Here is a 20411-nt window from a genome sequence, read left to right as displayed (position 1 = left end):
AGGCACAATGCCATCTTTGATCAGCCGGGTCGGAGCTTTACCCTTGCCGCGTTCTTCCGCTGTACGTTTCAGTCATTTCCTACCTTCGCTGTTGCTGTTGCTGGCGGGGCTTGCGGCTGCCTACGTCAAGGATCTCAACGTCTTCTTCACCTCGTTGTTCAACGTTCTTCCTACCCTGGTATTGCTGTTGGGCGGTGCGTACTGCGCGGTTTACCGACGTCAACGCGAGCTGTTTTTGATGGTCACGGTGTACATCGGCTACTTCCTGTTGGACACCCAGACCGATTTCTACCGGGACAATGGCAAGGTGCGCGAAGACGCCGCCGTGGTATTCCACCTGGTCTGCCTGTTGTTGCCGCTGTTGTTTGGCCTGTTCGCGGCATGGCAGGAGCGCACCCACCTGTTCCAGGATATGGTGGCGCGTTTCGCGGTGCTGCTGGCCTTTGGCAGTGTGGCATTGGCCTTGGAGCAGAGCTTTCCCCAAGCCTTGTTACTGTGGCTTTCAGAGATCCGCTGGCCGGCGCTGCATGGTGCCTGGATGAGCCTGATCCAATTGTCCTATCCGGTGTTCATCGGCGTATTCCTGTTGCTGTCATGGCAATACTGGCGCAATCCTCGGCCCTTGCATGCCGCGCAATTGGTGGGCGTGCTGGGGTTGTTCTGGATGTTGCCGAAAACCTTCATCCTGCCCTTCACCCTGAACATCATGTGCAGCCAGGTGATGCTGATGATTGCGGCAGCGGTTGCCCATGAGGCCTATCAGATGGCGTTTCGTGATGAGCTGACCGGCTTGCCGGGACGGCGGGCGCTGAATGAGCGGATGCAACGGCTGGGTCGCAATTATGTGCTGGCCATGAGCGATGTGGATCACTTCAAGAAATTCAACGACACCCATGGCCATGACGTGGGCGACCAAGTGCTGCGCCTGGTGGCCAGTAAACTGTCGAAAATCGGTGGCGGCGGTCGGGCATATCGCTACGGTGGCGAGGAGTTTGCGTTGGTGTTTGCAGGCAAAACCATCGATGAGTGCATGCCTCATCTTGAGGTCATCCGCCAATCCATCGAGACCTACAGCATTCAACTGCGCAATCCGGATAACCGCCCCCAGGATGACCAACAAGGTCGCCAACGGCGTTCCGGGGCGGGTGCATCCGCCGTGTCGGTAACGGTCAGCATCGGCGTCGCGGAACGTGTCGAGCAGCGTACCCCTGAAGAAGTCCTCAAGTCCGCCGACCAGGCCCTCTATAACGCCAAGGGCGCCGGACGTAACTGTGTGGTTGCCTTCGGTCAGAACCGCCGTGGCGCGGTCCGCATGGAAGCCGCCGCGGGTTGAGTGATGACGGCGCATTCAGCGTCTGGACTGTGATTGTGGGCCTCGGTGGCCGGCAGTAGGTTTGAGCGATCTGCTACCGGAGAAAACCACCATGCCCGAGTACAAAGCTCCCCTGCGCGACATGCGCTTCCTGATCGACCACGTTTTCGATTTCCATGGCCGTTATGCCGAACTGGGGGCCAGCGATGCCAGCCCGGACATGGTCAACGCGATCCTCGAGGAAGGTGCGCGCTTCTGTGAGAACGTACTGGCGCCGCTCAATCGTTCCGGCGATGAAGAGGGCTGCCATTTCGACAGCGGTGTGGTAACCACGCCTACCGGTTTCAAAGAAGCTTTCGCACAGTACGTGGAGGGCGGCTGGCACGGCTTGGCCGCCGATCCGACCTATGGTGGCCAGGGCTTGCCCGGTTCTCTGGGCCTGGTCATCAGCGAAATGATCGCCTCCAGCAACACGTCCTGGGGCATGTACCCGGGCCTGACCCACGGCGCCATGTCGGCCATTCACGCCCACGGTACCGAAGAGCAGAAGCAGACCTACCTGAGCAAGCTCACCGCCGGCCAATGGACCGGCACCATGTGCCTGACCGAAGCCCATTGCGGCACGGACCTGGGCATCATCAAGACCCGCGCCGCGCCCCAGGCCGATGGCAGCTACAGGATCTCCGGCAGCAAGATCTTCATTTCCGCCGGCGAGCACGACATGAGCGAGAACATCGTTCATCTGGTGCTGGCCAAACTGCCGGACGCTCCCGCCGGCACCAAGGGCATCTCGTTGTTCATCGTGCCCAAGTTCCTGCCCGACGCTACGGGCGAGGCGGGGGAGCGCAATGGCGTGACCTGCGGTTCGATCGAACACAAGATGGGCATCAAGGCTTCCGCCACCTGCGTCCTGAATTTCGATGACGCCCAGGGATTCCTGATCGGCGAGCCCAACAAGGGCCTGAATTGCATGTTCACCATGATGAATCATGCCCGGCTCGGCACCGGTATGCAGGGCTTGTGCCTGGGCGAGACGAGCTTCCAGGGCGCCATCAAGTACGCCAACGAGCGTTTGCAGATGCGCTCGCTCACCGGCCCCAAGGCGCCGGAAAAAGTCGCGGACCCGATCATTGTTCATCCCGATGTGCGCAGGATGTTGCTGACCATGAAAGCCTTCAATGAAGGCAATCGGGCGTTGACCTATTTCACCGCGCAACTGCTGGACACGGCGCACCTGGGCGCCGACGAAAGCGCCCGTCAGGAGGCTGAAGATCTGTTGGCGTTCCTCACCCCGATCTGCAAGGCCTTCATGACCGAGACCGGCCTGGAGGTGACGAACCATGGCATGCAGGTGTTTGGCGGCCACGGTTTCATCCGCGAATGGGGGATGGAACAGTTGGTGCGGGACTGCCGCATCGCGCCGATCTATGAAGGCACCAACGGAATCCAGGCCCTGGACCTGTTGGGGCGCAAGGTGCTGGGCAGCCAGGGCAAGCTGCTGCGAGGGTTCACCAGGATCGTTCACACATTCTGCGTCGCGAATACCGGGCACCCGCAGCTCAAGGACTACGTCGCACAACTCGACGGGCTCAACCGGCAGTGGGGCGAACTGACCACCCAGGTCGGCATGGCCGCCATGAAGAATCCGGACGAAGTGGGTGCCGCTTCCGTGGATTATCTGATGTACAGCGGCTACATCATCCTGGCCTACCTGTGGCTACGCATGGCGCTGGTGGCCCAGGCGCAACTCGACGGGGGGACCGGCGATGCAGATTTCTGCCGCGGCAAACTGGCAACCTGCGAGTTCTACTTCAAGCGCTTGTTGCCGCGCACGGCTGCCCATCGGGCCGCCATCGAGGCGGGGGGTGACTGTCTGATGAGTTTGCCGGCCGAACTGTTTGCCCTTTGATTTAGAGGGAATGCGATCTTTTCTGGTGACTAAAAATAACAAAGCAGTCATGTGTTGACCCTATGTGTCGCAAAAGTTGTTGAGGTACACTCCGACCATTGCTAAAACCGTTTTCCCACGGACCAACTGTTTAGATCCTGCGAGGTTTGCCATGGCTGACTACAAAGCGCCCCTGCGCGATATGCGCTTCGTCCTCAATGAAGTGTTCGAGGTCGCGAAACTCTGGGCCGAGCTGCCAGCGCTGGCCGAGACCGTCGACGCTGAAACCGTCGAAGCGATTCTCGAAGAAGCCGGTAAAGTCACCAGTAAAAGCATTGCGCCCCTCAGCCGGGCCGCTGATGAAGAAGGTTGCCATTGGGCGAACGGCGCCGTCACCACGCCAGCAGGTTTCCCCCAGGCCTACCAGACTTACGCTGAAGGCGGTTGGGTCGGTGTCGGCGGCGATCCTGCCTACGGCGGCATGGGCATGCCCAAGGCCGTTTCGGCTCAGGTCGAAGAAATGGTCAACTCTGCCAGCCTGTCCTTCGGTCTGTATCCGATGCTGACCGCCGGGGCTTGCCTGTCGATCAATGCCCACGCCAGCGAAGAGTTGAAAGCGGCGTACCTGCCGAACATGTACGCCGGTGTCTGGGCGGGCTCCATGTGCCTGACCGAGCCCCATGCCGGTACCGACCTGGGGATCATTCGCACCAAGGCCGAACCCCAGGCCGACGGTTCCTACAAGGTCAGCGGCACCAAGATCTTCATCACCGGCGGCGAGCACGACCTCACAGAGAACATCATTCACCTGGTGCTGGCAAAATTGCCGGATGCGCCGGCCGGCCCGAAAGGTATTTCGCTGTTCCTGGTACCCAAGTTCATGGTCAACGCCGACGGCAGCCTGGGCGCGCGCAACGCGGCCAACTGCGGTTCGATCGAACACAAGATGGGCATCCAGGCGTCTGCCACCTGCGTGATGAACTTCGATGAAGCGGTGGGCTATCTGGTCGGAGAGCCGAACAAAGGCCTGGCGGCAATGTTCACCATGATGAACTACGAGCGCCTGGGCGTTGGTATCCAAGGCCTGGCGTCCGGTGAGCGTTCCTACCAGAACGCTATCGAATACGCCCGTGATCGCTTGCAGAGCCGTTCGCCCACCGGCGCGCAGAACAAGGACAAAGTCGCCGACCCGATCATTGTTCACCCCGATGTGCGCCGGATGTTGCTGACCATGAAAGCCTCGAACGAAGGCGGCCGGGCATTTTCCACCTACGTGGCGATGCAACTGGACACCGCCAAGTTCAGCGAAGACCCGACCACCCGCAAGCGCGCCGAAGACCTGGTTGCGTTGCTGACCCCGGTGGCGAAGGCGTTCCTGACGGACCTGGGTCTGGAAACCACCGTGCATGGCCAGCAGATTTTCGGCGGCCACGGTTACATTCGCGAGTGGGGCCAGGAACAGTTGGTGCGTGATGTCCGCATCACCCAGATCTATGAAGGCACCAACGGTATCCAGGCGCTGGACTTGGTGGGGCGCAAGATCGTCGGCAGCGGCGGCGCGTTCTACAAGCTGTTCGCCGACGAAATCCGCCACTTCACCGCCACCGCGAGCAGCGATCTGGCCGAGTTCACCAAGCCGTTGAATGATGCCGTCGGTACTCTGGATGAACTGACCGACTGGCTATTGGATCGGGCGAAAAGCAACCCGAACGAAATCGGCGCGGCTTCGGTGGAGTACCTGCAGGCGTTCGGTTACACCGCCTACGCCTATATGTGGGCGCTGATGGCCAAGGCGGCCCTGGGCAAGGAAAGCCAGGATGACTTCTACGCCAGCAAACTGGGGACAGCGCGGTTCTACTTCGCCCGCCTGCTGCCGCGGATCCATTCCTTGAGCGCTTCGGTAAGGGCGGGCAGTGAATCGCTGTTCCTGCTGGAACCCGGGCAATTCTGAAAATGTCACTTTGTAAGTAAATGCTTACATGACGTGAGGTCGATTTGCCTCTACCGGTCAATTGGATCCAAGGCTAATCTACTTCACATGGACGTCGCGCAGGATGCGCAGAGAAACAACACGGACACGTAGGATTCCGCCAGGAAGGTGGAGTGAAAGGGATATCAGGGAAACAGTCTGCAAAACCCCGCCTCGGCGGGGTTTTCTTTTGCCTGCGTTTTTTGTTCCTGCCTAGCTTGGTCCTACTCACTGATGGTTTGAACCCTGACGAGCGGTCATGGGTCAATGAGCTATATGGCAATGTAGCCATCGCCCATCAGGAGCCCACCATGGATCTCATTCGCATCATCATCGCCATTCTGTTGCCGCCGCTGGGCGTGTTTCTGCAAGTCGGCTTCGGCGGGGCTTTCTGGCTGAATATTCTGCTGACGCTGTTGGGTTACATCCCCGGCATCGTGCATGCGGTCTACATCATCGCCAAGCGCTGAACATTGCAGCAAACCCCATGTGGGAGCGAGCCTGCTCGCGATAGCTGTCTGTCATCCAACAGGGATGTCGATTGATCCACCGCTATCGCGAGCAGGCTCGCTCCCACAGGTTCTTCATCTCCTTATAGCTCCATCACCTTCCGGTAGAACAACCACTCATGCTCCAGCGCATGGGCCTGGTTCGCCGCCTTGCGAAAGCCGTGACGTTCATCCGGGTAGTAGTGCGCTTCGACCGTCACGCCGTTGTCCTCCAGTGCCCTGACCATGTCGCGGGTCTGCTGGGGCACGACCACGGCGTCCAGTTCGCCCTGGAAGAAAATCACCGGTGCGCGGATCTGATCAGCATGCAGCTGCGGGGTTCGGGCGCGGTAACGCTCGACGTCCCGTTGCGGGTCGCCGATCAGCCAGTCCAGGTAATCACTTTCGAATTTGTGCGTCGCGCGACCCAGGGCGACCGGGTCGCTGACACCGTAAAGACTGGCGCCGGCACGAAATACGTCGTGAAACGCCAAGGCGCAGAGCGTCGTGTAGCCGCCGGCACTACCACCGCGAATGAACGCACAGCAGCCATCGATCAGGCCTTGCCCGTCCAGGTAGCCAACCACCGCGCAGGCATCCTCGACGTCCACCACGCCCCAATTCAAATGCAACGCTTGTCGGTAGGCCCTGCCATAGCCGCTGCTTCCACGGTAATTGAGGTCCGCGACGGCAAAGCCGCGCTGGGTCCAGTACTGGATGCGCGGATCGAACAGGGGATAACAGGCCGAGGTGGGACCGCCATGAATGAAAACCAGCAATGGCGGCTTGGTTTCCGCTCCCATGGCTGGGTAAAAGAACCCATGGGCCATACCCGAGGTCGACGGATAGTGCAGGGTCTGCGGGCGACTGATCTGCTCGACGGGCAGAGGGGCGACGCCGCCGGCCAGGACCTGTGTGTCGTGGCTGTGGCGTTCAATCGCGATGACGGCGGACGGACTGACCGGTGAGGCGGCGATGGCGTAGATGAACCGCTCATCCAGCGCCAGGCTGCGAAAGCGGGTGTAGGCACCGGTGAAATCTTCCTGCACGGCGTCACTGTGGCACAGGCCAAGCCGCCCGAAACCCGCTTCGGTCCAGCTCGCCAGGTACGTGCTGCTGTCCAATGGCAGCCAGGTGCAGCCGCCGAGCTGCCAGGGCGCGGGGGCATGATCGGCTTCAGCGCAGGGTAGCCGTTGCAGGCCTTCGCTGGACTCAGCCCACGGCTGCCAGTAGCCGCCGCGATCGCTCAGGCAGTACAAGCGGTTGGCATGATCGAAGCGCGGCTGTTGGATGGATTCTTCTTCGGTGCTGCCCGCTACGCAACGTGGTTCACCCCAACCGGAAGCGGTGCGCTCGGCCAGCATCAGTCGTGTGGCCGTCCACGGCTGATGCGGACGGCTCCACTCGATCCAGGCCAGCCATTGGCCGTTCGGACTCATGGTGGGCGCGGCATAGAAGTCAGCGCCTTCGACCAAGAGATGTCGCTGTCGATCTGCCAGGCCAATCGCTACCAGGCGATGCCGATTGGCCTGTTCCTCCACTGCCAATACCTGGCCGGCGGCAAAACTGAGATCGCCGTAGCGACAGTCCCCCGACGTCAGCGCCACGGGCGTCTCGCCGTTCAGCGATTGGCGGTACAGTTGCTGGTCCGCGTCGTTGACGAACAGCACGCCGTCGTCGCCCAGGCAGAACGATCCACCGCCATATTCATAGACCCGGCTGCGCGCGCTGAAGCCATCCGGGGTCAGGCAGCGGGCCTTGGCGTCGCGCCATTGCCATATCCGGCAGGCCCCGTCTTCCGGGCGATATTCGTTCCAGAACAGGCCCAGTGGGCCGACCTGCAGCTCGGCGAAGTCGATCCCCGCCGCAACGGCCTGGGCGGCGCTGAACGGGTCAGCTTTTGGCGATGAGGTGCGAGTTTCGTTCATTGCGAAAGGCCAGTTGTTCGATGGTCTGGGTGGCGTGCTCGGCTTCTTCCCGGGCCTTGAGGATCACCCCGTGATGTTCGGATTTGCTGCACACCGGGTCGGCATTGCTGGCGTCGCCCGTGAGCATGAACGCCTGACAGCGACAACCGCCGAAGTCCTGCTCCTTTTCATCGCAGGAGCGGCACGGCTCGGGCATCCAGTCATAGCCGCGGAAGCGGTTGAAACCGAAGGAGTCGTACCAGATGTGCTGCATACTGTGGTCGCGCACGTTGGGAAATTGCACCGGCAGTTGTCGGGCGCCGTGACAAGGCAGAGCAGTACCGTCCGGCGTCACCGTCAGGAAAAGGCTGCCCCAGCCGTTCATGCAGGCCTTGGGACGTTCTTCATAGTAGTCCGGGGTGACGAAGATCAGCTTGCACGGATGACCCTGGGCTTCGAGCCTGGCGCGATACTCGTTGGTGATGCGTTCGGCGCGCACCAGTTGTTCCCGAGTCGGCAGCAGACCCACCCGGTTGAGCTGCGCCCAGCCGTAGAACTGACAGGTGGCGAGCTCGACGAAGTCGGCCTCAAGGGCAATGCACAACTCGATGATGCGGTCGATCTTGTCGATGTTGTGCCGATGGGTGACGAAGTTGAGCACCATCGGGTAGCCGTGAGCCTTCACCGCCCGGGCCATTTCCAGTTTCTGTGCGAAGGCTTTCTTCGAGCCGGCCAGCAGGTTGTTCACCTGCTCGTCGCTGGCCTGGAAGCTGATCTGGATGTGATCGAGGCCGGCCTTCTTGAAGTCGCTGATTTTCTGTTCGGTCAAACCGATGCCGGAGGTGATCAGGTTGGTGTAGAAACCCAGCTTGCGCGCCTCGCCGATCAGTTCGGCGAGGTCCGGGCGCACCAGCGGTTCGCCACCGGAAAAGCCCAACTGCGCGGCACCCATTTCCCTGGCTTCGCGAAAGACCTTGAACCACTGCTCGGTGCTCAGTTCCTTGCCCTGCTCGGCAAAGTCCAGCGGGTTGGAACAGTAGGGGCATTGCAGCGGGCAACGATAGGTCAGCTCCGCCAGCAACCACAACGGCAAGCCGATCGCTGGCTGGTCAGGCAAGTTCGATCCAGTGCTCTGCACGGGCGACCTCCATGAATTGCTCGATGTCGTCACCGAGTTCGGGCACGTCGGGAAACTGCTTGGCCAGCTCGTCGATGATGGCTGCGACGTCCCGTTCACCGTCGATCAAGCCGCCGATCAGCGCAGCGCTGTCGTTGAGCTTGATCATGCCTTCAGGATAGAGCAACACATGACCTTTCTGCGCCGGTTCGTATTGGAAGCGATAGCCGGGGCGCCAGCGAGGGGTTTTGCTGCGGTCGAAACTCATAAGGGGATTCCTTTGTGCCAAACCCGTTGTCCGGTCACGCTGTGGTAGGGCGGGCGGTTCAATTCGTAGGCCATGCTCATCGCGTCGAGCATGCTCCAGAGGATGTCCAGTTTGAACTGGAGAATTTCCAGCATGCGCTCCTGGCCCGCGCGGGTGGTGTAATGCTGCAAGGTAATCGCCAGGCCATGCTCCACGTCACGGCGGGCCTGACCGAGGCGCGTGCGGAAGTATTCGTAGCCGGCCGGATCGATCCACGGGTAGTGCTGCGGCCAGCTGTCCAGGCGCGACTGGTGGATCTGCGGGGCGAACAGCTCGGTCAGCGAGCTACTGGCGGCTTCCTGCCAACTGGCCCGGCGGGCGAAGTTGACGTAGGCATCCACGGCGAATCGCACGCCGGGCAGCACCAGCTCCTGGGAGCGCAGTTGATCGGGCTCCAGCCCCACGGCCTCGCCCAGCCGCAGCCAGGCCTCGATGCCGCCGTCTTCGCCGGGTGCGCCGTCGTGGTCGAGCAGGCGCTGGATCCACTCGCGGCGGATCTCCCGATCCGGGCAGTTGGCCAGGATCGCGGCATCCTTCAGCGGAATGTTCACCTGATAGTAAAAGCGGTTGGCGACCCAGCCCTGGATTTGCTCGCGAGTGGCACGGCCTTCATACATCGCCACGTGATACGGGTGATGGATGTGGTAATACGCGCCCTTGGCGCGCAGGGCCGCTTCGAACTCGGCGGGGGAAAGGGGGGTGTCAGTCATTGCGGTTCTCCGGGGAATCACCGTGGGTTCTGTGGCGTCTGGGCTGGCCTCATCGCGAGCAGGCTCGCTCCCACATTGGCTCTGTGGTGCACTCGGACTACTGTGGGAGCGAGCCTGCTCGCGATAGGGCCAGCCCGGCCAGCACAACCAGGCTGACACAGCGCTCGCTCACTCCCACAATCGTCCCGCTCTTGCTACAACTCAATACTCATTCCGTCGTAGGCCACTTCAATCTTTCGGCGTACAAGTTCGGCCCGTTCCGGTGAATCCTCATCAAGAATCGGGTTGGTATTGTTGATGTGGATAAGCACCTTGCGTGGCTCGGGCAGTTGCTCCAGCACTTCCAGCATACCGCCGGGGCCGTTTTGCGCCAGGTGGCCCATTTCCCGACCGGTACGGGTGCCGACGCCACGGCGCTGCATCTCATCGTCGTCCCACATCGTGCCATCCACCAACAGGCAGTCGCTGCCGGCCATGATCTCCAACAGCGGCCCATCCACCTTGCCCAGGCCCGGTGCGTAGAACAGTTTGCCGCCGGTACGCAGGTCTTCGACGATCAGGCCGATGTTGTCCCCCGGGTGCGGGTCGAAGCGGTGTGGCGAATAGGGCGGCGCGGCGCTGCGCAGCGGCAGTGGGGTGAAGCGCAGGTTCGGGCAGGCCGGCACAGTGAAGCTCTGGTCGAGTTCGATGCGGTTCCAGCTCAGCCCACCGTTCCAGTGGGTCAGCATGTTGAACAGCGGGAAGCCGGTGCTCAGGTCTTCATGGACCATGTCGGTGCACCAGACTTGATGCGGACAGCCTTCCCGCAGGCTGAGCAGGCCGGTGGTGTGGTCGATCTGGCTGTCCATCAGGATGATGGCGCCGATGCCAGTGTCCCGCAGGGCCCGACCCGGCTGCATCGGAGCGAAGCTCTGGAGCTGGGCACGGATGTCCGGAGAGGCGTTGCACAACACCCAGCTCACCCCGTCATCGGAAATCGCGATGGACGATTGCGTTCGCGCCTGGGCCCGCAGGCTGCCGTTGCGAAAACCTGCGCAATTGGCGCAATTGCAGTTCCATTGAGGGAAACCGCCGCCAGCGGCGGAACCTAGAATCTGGACGAACATGGCCGCTCCATCTGCAAACCGAAATAAAAAACGCCCCGGGTCACCGAGGCGTTTGCTGCGCGTTCAACCGACTGCAGCAATCAACGGTTGGCGAAGTACATGGTGACTTCGAAACCGATACGCAGGTCGATATATGCGGGTTTGGTCCAGGACATGGAAATACTCCTTTGGTTGGGGTGGGACGGTTGAGATCTATACATATAGTCCACCTCCGGTCGGAGATGTTCAGATGCTTAGGCAGCTATGTTACTAAATTAAACAAATTCGTATGCCGCGATTCTCCGAGAAAGCTCATTGCAGACGCTGTAATGATCAGTTCGGCATTTGCCAATGTTCCTCCGGGCAAGGGCCGTTGCTCAAGCAGTGGCGGCCACCTTCGGCGTCGATCAGGCGCTGGGCGGCATCGAGCAATTGCTCGCGATTCAATCCCGCGATCCCATCGCGAAGCTGCTCAAGGTAATCCGACGGGCGGCCAGCCAGTTTCCCCTGCCATAGCAGTTCGGCCACTTGGGCGCAGGGCAGGGTTTCGCCGTGGAACTGGGAGGCGAGTGTTCGCTGTTGGCCGAGCAAGGTCGGATCGTCGAGTTGTCGGATCAGTTGCGGCAATCCTTCCAGGAACTGTTCCATGTGATTGATCAACTCAGTCGCCGAGGCGCCGGGCGATTGGGCGCCGAACAGCAGACCGGTTTGCCCATCGATCTGCTTCAATCCGCTGAACACCGCATAACCCAATTGCAGCTCGACCCGCAGGCGTTGGTAAAACGGTGTTTGACACAGCTGTGCCAATAACCGCCAGGCGGCTTCGTCGGACAACGCCAGGGTGGGTGTCGGACAAAACAGCAACACGGCCTGTTCGTCGCCCTGGGTTGGCAATGTGTGCCAGATGCGCTGCGCCAAGAGCGGCGTCGGTTCAACAGGCTGGCCGGCAATGCCGGGCACCCTGGCCAGGGCAGGGCCCATGGCGCCCTGGGTCGTTTCAGAAAGACCGATGGCCAGGCCGTCCCACTCGGCGGTCGTCCACAGGCTTTGCTCGCTATCGGGCTGCGACAGCGTGTCCGGTCGAGACGATGGTCCGCAATGGCCCGCCAACGCCTTCAACAGATGTCGAATCGGTATCAGCGGCGCTTCGTTCACAGCGTTGGGTAGCGGTTCTCCCAACTTTGTCAGAATCTGTTCGAGCACCAGCGGCATCGGTGTCTGTAAACCAACCAGCTTCAGCAGGCATTGGCTTTTGGTGGCTTCCACAGTGACCTCCACGCCGGCCTGCCGGGCCTCTTCTCGCAAATCCAGCAGGTGCCGTTCCAGCCTGGATTGAAGGTCACGCGGTGCGTGAGCCGCCAGACGCCAGCGCAGGTAAACCACGCCTTCGCGGCCGTTGTCCGTCAGCCCTGGCCTGAACTGCATGGGTGAGCGGTCGCGCCGTCCCCGGGAGCGGTCCTGGGCGAACGTCCGCAAACCGCGATGGGCGCTCGTCTGGCCGCGTATCAGGCCGGCACGGGGTGGCTCGGCGGCCGTTTGCAGGAACGGGTTGGGCGCGGGCAGTTGCCATGCTTCGGTGAAGTCAGACGCCGGTTGCAACTGCCTGAGGATTTCCCTGAGCCTCGCGAGGTCGTCCTCTGACAGAGGAGCTCCCCGCCCTTCACTGTCCGAACGGGCCAGTTGCAGCGCCGATCCTGTGGCCTGCCGGCAATGGAGCAGGGCGGTCAATTCCTTGCGCAAGGACGCCCAGTCATCCTGGGCGGCAAAGAATCCCAACCAGTCGTGCAGCAACGACTGTATCTCATCGTGCCGTTGAGGCTCGTCGAGCTTGAACTCGATATTCAGCAGCGCCTGCCGGTCAAATTCATACAACGGCGTGGCGTTGAGGCTGTCAGCCAGACCACGTTGGCGCAGGGCGGCAAGCAGGCCGCCGGGTTTGCCGGTATTCAACCAGGTGCAGAGAAAGTCCAAAGCCTGGGGCGAAGCCCTGGGCAGGTTTTCGAAGGCGAATAGCAGAGCAAGGTCACGGTCGCTGACCTGTTGATAACCGGTATCCGACGATTCCATCAGTCGCGGTGGTGATTGCCGGGCAGCGACGTCGCCGACGGGCAGATCGTTGCCGAATGATTCTGCCAGTGCGCTCAACTCACCGAGGCTTTGCGGGCCAGCCAGGCTCAGGGTCATTTGGCCGCGGTGGTAGAACCGCCGATAAAAATCCTGCAGTGCCGTCTGGAACTCAGGCATTTGCACGGCCAGGCTGTCACGGTTGCCCGCGTGAAAACCCCGTAGCGGATGGGCCGTCGAGAGCCCTTCAAACAGGGCAACCTGACGCTGGGCCGCCGCGTCCTGGGACCAGGCGATGAACTCCGCCTGCAACACTTCCCGTTCCCGCAATTGATCGGCTTCGTCGAGACGCGGATGGGCAAGCATGTCCTGCAACCGGTCCAGTCCGCCGGCGAAGGCGGTAGGCGGCAGTTCGATGAAAAAGTCCGTGGTGCGTTCGCTGGTGCGCGCGTTGACTTGGCCGCCATGCCGCTGCACGTAGGCCATCAAATGTTCTCCCGTGGGAAAACGCTCAGTACCGAGGAAGAAAAGGTGCTCGAGAAAGTGCGCCATGCCCGGCCAGGCCAGCGGCGCATCATGGCTGCCGACAGCCACCCGCAGTACGGCCGCGCTGCGCTTGAGACCGGACGCATGACGCAATGTCACCTTCAGGCCGTTGGCGAGGGTTTCAGTAGAGGGACGGAGGGAATCGGGGGCCGGCATGAGCGCTTCCAAGGCAGAGATGCGCTCATGCTAGCGGATTGGAGGATGTTCTCAATCAGTGCTTGCGCAAGTCGCCGTAAAGCGCAGGGCGGCGGTCATGCAGGTAGTTGTAGGCTGTCCGGGAGTCTTCCATCAATTGACGGTCCAGCTCCCCCACGATCAAGGCTTCATCCAGCCCCGCCAGGGCGGGACGGCTGCCGTCCGGCGCGGCAATGCTGCTCTGGCCGCAATACTGCAATTCACCTTCATGGCCGCAGTAGTTGGCGTAGGCCACGAAGCACTGGTTCTCGATGGCCCGGGCGCGCACCGTAACGTCGGCGATGAACTCGTAGGGCTGCATATTGGCGGTCGGCACCAGAATCAGTTCGGCGCCGGCCAGGGCCAGGCGTCTGGCGTTCTCCGGGAATTCCAGGTCGTAGCAGATCAGGAAGCCGAGCTTCCAGCCGTTGAGGCTCACGATCGGCAGTGAATCATCGCCCGCGCTGAACATCGCATGATCGAGGTCACCGAACAGATGGCTCTTGCGATAGTTGGCCAGGCGTTCGCCCTGGGCGTCGATCAGTTGGACCGAGTTGTAGATCTGCCCGTCCTCGCTGCGCTCAGGGTAGCCATAGAGAATCGCCAGGCCGGTGGCCTTGGCAATGCGGCCGATCTGCTGCGCCCATTCACCGTTGTAGACCTCGGCCAATACGTTCACCGCGTCGACGCCGATGTTGTAGCCGGTCATGAACATCTCCGGCAGCACCAGCACATCGGCGCCCCTGGCCTCCAGCGCCACCTGATGCAGGCGTTGCAGGTTGGCAACCGGATCCAGTGGCAGCGGTGGGCATTGATATAGGGCTACGCGCATCGACAACTCCTTTTATTCGGGCCGTTTCATTCAGGCAATGCGATCGGACCGATCTCGTTGAATACATCACCCGGACCCGGGTTCTCGGCGTGAGTTTCACCGCCGAAGTGCTTCATGATTCCCCACACGGCATTGAGTGAGGTCTGTACCGCGCCTTCAACCCAGGCTGGTGTCCATGAGACGTCATCGCCAGCGATAAAGATCCCTCTTTGTTCAGCCGGCATGTCGTCTTGCATGAAATGCGCGTACATGCGCTGGTTGTAGCGATAGTGACCCGGCAAGGCTCCCTTGAAGGCGCCGAGGAAGTGCGGGTCGGCTTCCCAGGAAACGGTGATCGGATCACCGATGATCCGGGCGGCGATGTCCACTTTGGGATAGATCTTCTTCAGGGCATCCAGGGCCAGCTTCACGCGCTTTTCCACGGGATGGGGCAGCATTTTCAGCGCATCGCTCATCCAGGAGTACGACAGGCAGATAACGCCTGGCTTGTCGTCGCCGTTGTCGAACAGGTAGGTGCCGCGGGTCAGGCGGTCGGTGAGGGTCATGCTCATCAGGTCGCGGCCGGTTTCCGGGTCCTTGTCCTTCCAGAACGGGCGGTCGACCATGACAAAGGTCTTCGATGATTGCATGTAGCGGGTGCGGTCCAGGGCCATCCACATCTTTTGCGAGAACAGCGCCTCTTCACATTCGATCTGGGTGGTCAGCAGCCAGCTCTGGCACGTGACCAGCACCGCGGCATATTCACGGGTGTCGCCCCAGACGTCCGTTACGCTGAACCGGCCATCCTCGGCGCGAGCGATGCGTTTCACGCCGCTGCGGGGCGCGCCCAGGTGCAATGAACTCAGGCTGGTGCCTTTCGGCCAGTGTGCACAGCGCTCCGGTACGTGTTTCCAGATGCCGTGGGGGACCTGTTCCACGCCGCCCACCACCAGGTGCTGGTGATCGTCGCAGTTGGTCATCACCACGCGGAAGATTTCCAGCATCGAGTTGGGGAAGTCCGAATCCCAACCGCCGGTGCCGAAGCCGACTTGGCCGAATACTTCACGATGCTGGAACGAGAGCTTGGCGAATGCCTTGGAGGTGGCGACGAAATCATAGAAGGTGCGGTCGTCCCACAGCGGCACCAATGTGTTCCACAGCTCTTTGAGGCGCGACACGTCACGGTCGCGAATCGCCTGCTGGATCTCGCTGAAGCGCGAGCCGTCCTCCAGCGCATCCGCCCAGGCGTCGGCCACTTCCTGGAACAATGCAGGCAGGTCCGCCAGTTTCTGCGCGTAGTACGTCTGCCCTTCGAGGTCGATGACGGTGCTGCCGGAAGCCGGGGTCAACGGGTTGGGAAACGGTTTGGTTTCCAGCCCCAACTTGTCGACATAGTGGTAGAACGCCGTGGACGACACCGGAAAGCGCATGCCACCCAATTCGGCAACAATCCCTTCGGCACCATTGAACGCCTGCGAGCGCAGCCGGCCGCCCATTTTCGACGCCTCGTAGACTACCGGCTTGAGGCCCAGCTTCATCAGTTCGTATGCCGCCACCAGGCCAGAGATCCCAGCCCCGACGATCGCCACCTCCGCTCCGAGATTGTCAGCCGGAATACTGCCCAAACCGGCCGGATGCTCGATCCAGTCGTCAAAGGCGAAAGGAAAATCCGGTCCGAAGATGGTGATGGGCTTCTTACCGTCTGCTGGATGGCGATTGTGCTTGTTCATGGCTGACCTTGAGGGGCGACTCGACGCTGGCTCGCGTCTGAGTATAGGAAAGATGCCGGCCATTCTAGAGAGCGTGGGACACGTTAATAAGACGCAATGTGTCGTCGTTTTGGTTTGCAAGGAGTCATTATGAAGTGCAAGCAAGACAAAGTGACGAGATGCAGTCCCTGTGGGAGCGAGCCTGCTCGCGATAGCGTCAGTCCAGCCAACATCTATCTGACTGACATACCGCAATCGCGAGCAGGCTCGCTCCCACATTGATTCGGGTGACACAGGCCTAGACCGGCTGTCCTCGGTCGATCTTGCTGCTGAGGATGATCGAGGTGGTGGTCTTCTCCACGCCATCCACGCTGCCGATCTGGTCCAGCAACTGATCCAGCTGTTCCGGCGAGTCCGTGCGCAGCCAGGCCACATAATCGAATTCACCACTGACCGCGCATAACTGCTGGACCTGGGCCATGGCGCTCAAGCGCCGCAACACGTCCTTGCCCGAGCGCGGCTGGACCTTGATGCCGACGTAAGCCTGCAGGCCGCCATCGACCACCCGTTGTCCAAGGCGCACGCCGTATCCGGTGATGACCTTGGTCTTTTCCAGGCGGGCCAGCCGCGAGGTTACGGTCGTCCGGGCGATGCCCAGTTGTCGAGCGAGCATGGCGACGCTTTCCCGGGCATTGATTTGCAGGGCGGCGATCAGTTGACGATCGATCTCGTCGAGGACAGGAGGGCGGGTGTCAGGCAAGGTGGGCTCCGGCGCGGGCATCGGTGGTGGGCATCTTAAAGGCTCTTGTGCTCGAAATGGCTGATGGCAGGTAACGCCAATGCTCGCCAGTGGGGCGCCAGATGCGCTTGCGAAGCACTGAGCCAGAAACCGTCCAGGCAGATCAGTTGCTCGGTGGGCAGTTGCAGCAATAGGGATAACGACAGTGAGTGTACTGAACCTGGGTCCTCATCGTCCTCTGCTTCCCAATCCTGTTCAAAACAGCGCACGTGCACTTGCTCGTCATCGAAGCCTTCAAACAGCGGCCGATTACCCAGCCATTGCGAATGCACTCGCAACGTGTGTTCCTGAATATCGAGTAGCAACAGCTGCCATCCGCGATAGCTCCCACAGAGCTCCGTCACATCGGTGGCCATGCGGGTCAGCGCGAGATAGCGACCGTTCGGTGACCAGATCATTGACGGCGCAAGGTCAGTCAACGCGCAGCCGGATGCGGTCAACAGATGGCCTCCGAGCCGCGGCGTATTCGCACGGACCCAACTGTCGGCATATTCCGTCTCGCTGCCGAACAGCCAGGCGGCATTCTGGTGGTTGGGTGAGGGCTGGATGAAGTCACCCTCGGCAACGGCTACCTGCGGACGATCCACCAGGCGCCAAGGGGTAACACTGCATAACTGTGAGTCGCTCACCCGCAACTCCACGGTGGTGTAGAACAGTCGGGAGTGCTCGTCGGGATGAAAGAACGAAGGATTGTTATCGATCTTCGGTGCAAGGACATTGAAGCGTTGCAGCGCGCTGCCGTTCAGGTCTTGATCCAGACGGCCGGTGATCGCCGCCAGGCTCAGCAAGCCATCACGGAAATCGAGTAGGCGGGCCACCCACATCGGAGGGCCCTCCAACAGGCACTTCTCCTTCACGTCGATAACCGCCACGTGGGTTGCGACTGTCATCGCGTCTGCAAAAGGCAACAACGCCAGATAACGTCCGCAGTCGGAGACCCGATGATCCAGCAACCAGCGTCCCGGCAACTGCCAGTCACCCACCTGACAGCGATAAGCGCCCAGCCCTTCGTTGTTGTCGCAAAGCCAGATCAGATGAGCGCAGGCACCGTCCAGCATCGGCTGCGTTTCTATGAACGACTCACCTCGCCGGCCCTGGCTGTCCAGCGGCATCGCAATGCTCATCCGGGTCAGCTGAAACTCGGCCACCTGCAGCCGACCCTGAGCGTCATGGCCCGCCTGGATTTCGGTATCACTGTGGATGCTGTCGAGACGATAGCCGTACCGGCCAAGGGACGGACGCGGGTAGTCGAGGTACGACCCGATACGCACATGGTGCTCGTCGAGGCTCACCACGTCATGCCAATAAAAAGAGGGTTCGGCATCGCTTTTCACCCAAGGCGACGGCAGTGCGCGCCAGCCCTGGTCAACCTGCCACAACCAGTAGCGGTCGCCGCTCGGATGCCCGGTTTGTTCCTGAGCCCGGCACACCAGCGCGCGGTGATTGGTACTCCACACCAACGCGGTATCAGCGGCCATCAACAAGCCAGACGGCTGCCCATTGACGCTGATGGCATAGTGCGGTGAACGCAGCGGTTCCAAGGGCTGGGGCAGGTCGCGAAAAGTCGGCGGCAATACAACGTTTCCCACCAGGCATTGTTGCCCGTCAGCGGAGCGTCGCTCGAAGGTGTGCGCAATATCTTCCGGATACCAGCCCGGTTCCAGCCAAAGATCGGCAATGGCAACCAGATCGGCGGCGCTGGCGGTTTGCAACAGCTCATCGATCCGAGTCTGGCGAACGCTGTTGTCCACCAACGGGCTATAACGACCGCTCAAGCTATTAAGGTCCAGCGTGTCCAGTTCCCAGAATTCACTGTTGTCGCAGCGGTAGATCCGGCGCTGCTGACGGTCCAGGACGACCAGCCCCCAGCTCTGCCGGGACGGCACCGGCGCGGCGAAATAGCGCCCGTCGCTGGAGAACACGGCCGAAGAACCCAGGCCTTGCAAGAGCACGCCATCGGGGAACAGATAATCGCAATAGGTCGGTCCGCCCATTGCGATTTCGCCGTGGTTGAACGTCTGGATCGGCTCACCCTCAGGCGTCAGTTGCGGCTCGGATCCGCCCCAGGCACTTGGCCCTTTGACAGGGTCCGACACCAGGCCGAGACGTCGTTCCCATTTGCTGACGCAGGCGAGCCCGCCGATGATGGCGACGATTGCTATCAGGATGCCCCAATACTCGAACAGCACCCTGCCCAGGCTGAAACCCAGGCCAAACACGGCGCCGACCATCAACCGGGCGCAGCCCCGCCCCACTGATAAGAAGCCCAGCCTCGCCGCGATGCCCATCAACAGGCCGAAGAACAGCACCGTTAGCAGTGCCAGCGGGGGTGGCATGACCGTGACGAAAAAGGCCGGCACCAACAGGATGGCGAGTTGCCAGAACAGTTCTAGGAACAGTCGGGGGAGGGTGGCGGTGGCGATGATTGGCGTCTCGTGATGGTTTTTTGGGAGCTGACTTTGGCGCGGATGGTTTTCATCATTCTCAGCTCGCGGAGTATTGCTTCTGCTGCGCCAGGGGAGCAAGAGAGGACCGCTGCGAAACCCTCGCTAACAAATTCGCGATGCCACCCAGATGGCAGGAGGGCGGTTGGAATGTCTAGGATTATTCCCTTGAGGTTATATATCCTGGATGGCATATTTGAATGAAATGGGATGTTGAATACACAGATGAGTTTGAGATGTGGTGGAACCGTCTCGGTGAGAGTGAGCAGGATTCTGTGCAGGCCTCGGTAATGTTGCTGGGTGATGCCGGGCCTTTTTTGGGCTTTCCTCATACCGCGATATTAAAGGTTCGCGCCATGGCAACCTTCGGGAGCTACGGGTGCAGCACGGAGGAAGACCTTATCGTGTGCTCTATGCCTTTGACCCGCGCCGCTGCGCCATTCTTCTGATCGGCGGAGGCAAGACCGGCCAGGATCGCTGGTATCACGAATACGTGCCTTTGGCCGAGCGTCTTTATGACGAGCATTTGGAAGTATTGAAGAAAGAGGGTTTTGACAATGGCTAAGAAATTTGCCGATCTGGTGGCCTGTCGTTCGCCAGATTCTCAGGTCCGCACGCAAGCGCTGTATCAGAAGTTACGGGCGGAAATGCCACTGCACGAGTTACGTCAGGCGCAGGATCTGAGCCAGGAAGCCTTGGCCAAGGCACTGCATATCAACCAGGCAGCGGTCTCGAAAATGGAGCGTCGCACGGACATGTACATCAGCACGTTGCGTAACTACATCCGTGCCATGGGCGGCGAATTGGAGATTATCGCCACGTTTCCGGATGGTCAGGTCAGGATTGAAAACTTCTCCCATCAACAATAGTCGTTGGGTTTCCCGTGCATGCTCTTGTGCCGGGTTAGATTTGAGCAGCGATGCTGTCCTTATCGAAAAGGAACTTCAAATCCAGACACAGAAAAGCCGCGCAATGCGCGGCTTTCAAGTTGGTGGGCCCACACGGACTCGAACCGTGGACCAAAGGATTATGAGTCCTCTGCTCTAACCGACTGAGCTATAGGCCCTCAGTAGGCCGCGGA

General features: G+C 60.8%; 16 protein-coding genes, 1 tRNA gene and 1 pseudogene. 6 read left to right on the top strand and 12 right to left on the bottom strand.

All coding sequences use genetic code 11. From position 1 onward, the window contains the following. Nucleotides 1-43 precede the first annotated feature (43 nt). The 4 genes from CGA22_RS04465 (at nucleotide 44) to CGA22_RS04450 (ending at nucleotide 5639) form a co-directional block, all read left to right on the top strand. Nucleotides 44-1333 carry a GGDEF domain-containing protein gene (locus tag CGA22_RS04465; protein WP_041022291.1) on the top strand — a complete coding sequence of 430 codons (1290 nt, stop codon included), beginning with the start codon at nucleotides 44-46 and terminating at the stop codon, nucleotides 1331-1333. A 91-nt stretch (nucleotides 1334-1424) separates the two neighbouring features. Next, nucleotides 1425-3221, top strand: a complete 1797-nt coding sequence (locus CGA22_RS04460; protein WP_041022292.1) for an acyl-CoA dehydrogenase C-terminal domain-containing protein — start codon at nucleotides 1425-1427, stop codon at nucleotides 3219-3221. 151 nt (nucleotides 3222-3372) lie between these two features. Beyond that, nucleotides 3373-5151, top strand: a complete 1779-nt coding sequence (locus CGA22_RS04455) for an acyl-CoA dehydrogenase C-terminal domain-containing protein (RefSeq protein WP_041022293.1) — start codon at nucleotides 3373-3375, stop codon at nucleotides 5149-5151. Nucleotides 5152-5480: 329 nt separating this feature from the next. Then, the gene (locus CGA22_RS04450) at nucleotides 5481-5639 is read left to right on the top strand and encodes a YqaE/Pmp3 family membrane protein (protein ID WP_041022294.1); all 159 of its coding nucleotides are present in this window, start codon (nucleotides 5481-5483) and stop codon (nucleotides 5637-5639) included. 122 nt (nucleotides 5640-5761) lie between these two features. On the opposite strand, the gene CGA22_RS04445 is transcribed toward CGA22_RS04450, so the two are convergent. From CGA22_RS04445 to CGA22_RS04395, 11 genes are all read right to left on the bottom strand, one after another. Beyond that, nucleotides 5762-7585, bottom strand: a complete 1824-nt coding sequence (locus CGA22_RS04445; protein ID WP_188258488.1) for an alpha/beta hydrolase family protein — start codon at nucleotides 7583-7585, stop codon at nucleotides 5762-5764. Beyond that, nucleotides 7551-8702, bottom strand: coding sequence for a pyrroloquinoline quinone biosynthesis protein PqqE (gene pqqE / locus CGA22_RS04440; RefSeq protein WP_041023925.1), 1152 nt, complete (start codon nucleotides 8700-8702; stop codon nucleotides 7551-7553). The genes CGA22_RS04445 and pqqE overlap by 35 nt, the downstream gene beginning before the upstream one ends. Further along, nucleotides 8674-8949: a pyrroloquinoline quinone biosynthesis peptide chaperone PqqD gene (gene pqqD / locus CGA22_RS04435; protein ID WP_041023926.1), complete on the bottom strand. Its 276-nt coding sequence runs from the start codon at nucleotides 8947-8949 to the stop codon at nucleotides 8674-8676. The genes pqqE and pqqD overlap by 29 nt, the downstream gene beginning before the upstream one ends. Next, a complete protein-coding gene (gene pqqC, locus CGA22_RS04430; protein ID WP_041023927.1) occupies nucleotides 8946-9698 on the bottom strand; it encodes a pyrroloquinoline-quinone synthase PqqC in 753 nt (250 codons plus the stop codon). Before pqqC ends, pqqD begins: the two co-directional genes overlap by 4 nt. 194 nt (nucleotides 9699-9892) lie before the next feature. Next, a complete protein-coding gene (gene pqqB / locus CGA22_RS04425) occupies nucleotides 9893-10804 on the bottom strand; it encodes a pyrroloquinoline quinone biosynthesis protein PqqB (RefSeq protein ID WP_041023928.1) in 912 nt (303 codons plus the stop codon). A gap of 80 nt (nucleotides 10805-10884) precedes the next feature. After that, the gene (pqqA, locus tag CGA22_RS04420; protein WP_084213802.1) at nucleotides 10885-10959 is read right to left on the bottom strand and encodes a pyrroloquinoline quinone precursor peptide PqqA; all 75 of its coding nucleotides are present in this window, start codon (nucleotides 10957-10959) and stop codon (nucleotides 10885-10887) included. 157 nt (nucleotides 10960-11116) lie between these two features. Continuing rightward, nucleotides 11117-13549 carry a pyrroloquinoline quinone biosynthesis protein PqqF gene (pqqF, locus tag CGA22_RS04415; RefSeq protein ID WP_041023929.1) on the bottom strand — a complete coding sequence of 811 codons (2433 nt, stop codon included), beginning with the start codon at nucleotides 13547-13549 and terminating at the stop codon, nucleotides 11117-11119. Nucleotides 13550-13604: 55 nt separating this feature from the next. Continuing rightward, entirely contained in the window at nucleotides 13605-14399 is a 795-nt protein-coding gene (locus tag CGA22_RS04410) for a carbon-nitrogen hydrolase family protein (protein ID WP_041023930.1), read from the bottom strand. Nucleotides 14400-14425: 26 nt separating this feature from the next. Continuing rightward, nucleotides 14426-16108, bottom strand: coding sequence for a flavin monoamine oxidase family protein (locus tag CGA22_RS04405; RefSeq protein WP_041023931.1), 1683 nt, complete (start codon nucleotides 16106-16108; stop codon nucleotides 14426-14428). A gap of 277 nt (nucleotides 16109-16385) precedes the next feature. After that, complete coding sequence (locus tag CGA22_RS04400) at nucleotides 16386-16847, bottom strand: Lrp/AsnC family transcriptional regulator (RefSeq protein WP_041023959.1); 462 nt, start codon at nucleotides 16845-16847, stop codon at nucleotides 16386-16388. Nucleotides 16848-16882: 35 nt separating this feature from the next. Then, on the bottom strand, nucleotides 16883-19222 hold the full coding sequence (locus CGA22_RS04395) for a hypothetical protein (protein WP_223194679.1): 2340 nt from the start codon (nucleotides 19220-19222) through the stop codon (nucleotides 16883-16885). A gap of 308 nt (nucleotides 19223-19530) precedes the next feature. Between CGA22_RS04395 and CGA22_RS04390 the strand changes: the two are divergent. Both CGA22_RS04390 and CGA22_RS04385 read left to right on the top strand, forming a co-directional pair. Continuing rightward, nucleotides 19531-19895, top strand: a pseudogene (locus CGA22_RS04390) (type II toxin-antitoxin system RelE/ParE family toxin). Next, complete coding sequence (locus CGA22_RS04385) at nucleotides 19888-20199, top strand: XRE family transcriptional regulator (RefSeq protein ID WP_041023932.1); 312 nt, start codon at nucleotides 19888-19890, stop codon at nucleotides 20197-20199. The pseudogene CGA22_RS04390 and the gene CGA22_RS04385 overlap by 8 nt, the downstream one beginning before the upstream one ends. 120 nt (nucleotides 20200-20319) lie before the next feature. On the opposite strand, the gene CGA22_RS04380 is transcribed toward CGA22_RS04385, so the two are convergent. Beyond that, a tRNA-Ile gene (locus tag CGA22_RS04380) sits at nucleotides 20320-20396 on the bottom strand. Nucleotides 20397-20411: the final 15 nt, after the last annotated feature.

It is taken from the genome of Pseudomonas sp. PSB18, from assembly GCF_014596565.1.
GTDB lineage: Bacteria > Pseudomonadota > Gammaproteobacteria > Pseudomonadales > Pseudomonadaceae > Aquipseudomonas.
Note: the sequence above shows the minus strand (reverse complement) of the source record. Positions and strands in the feature narration are given on the sequence as shown.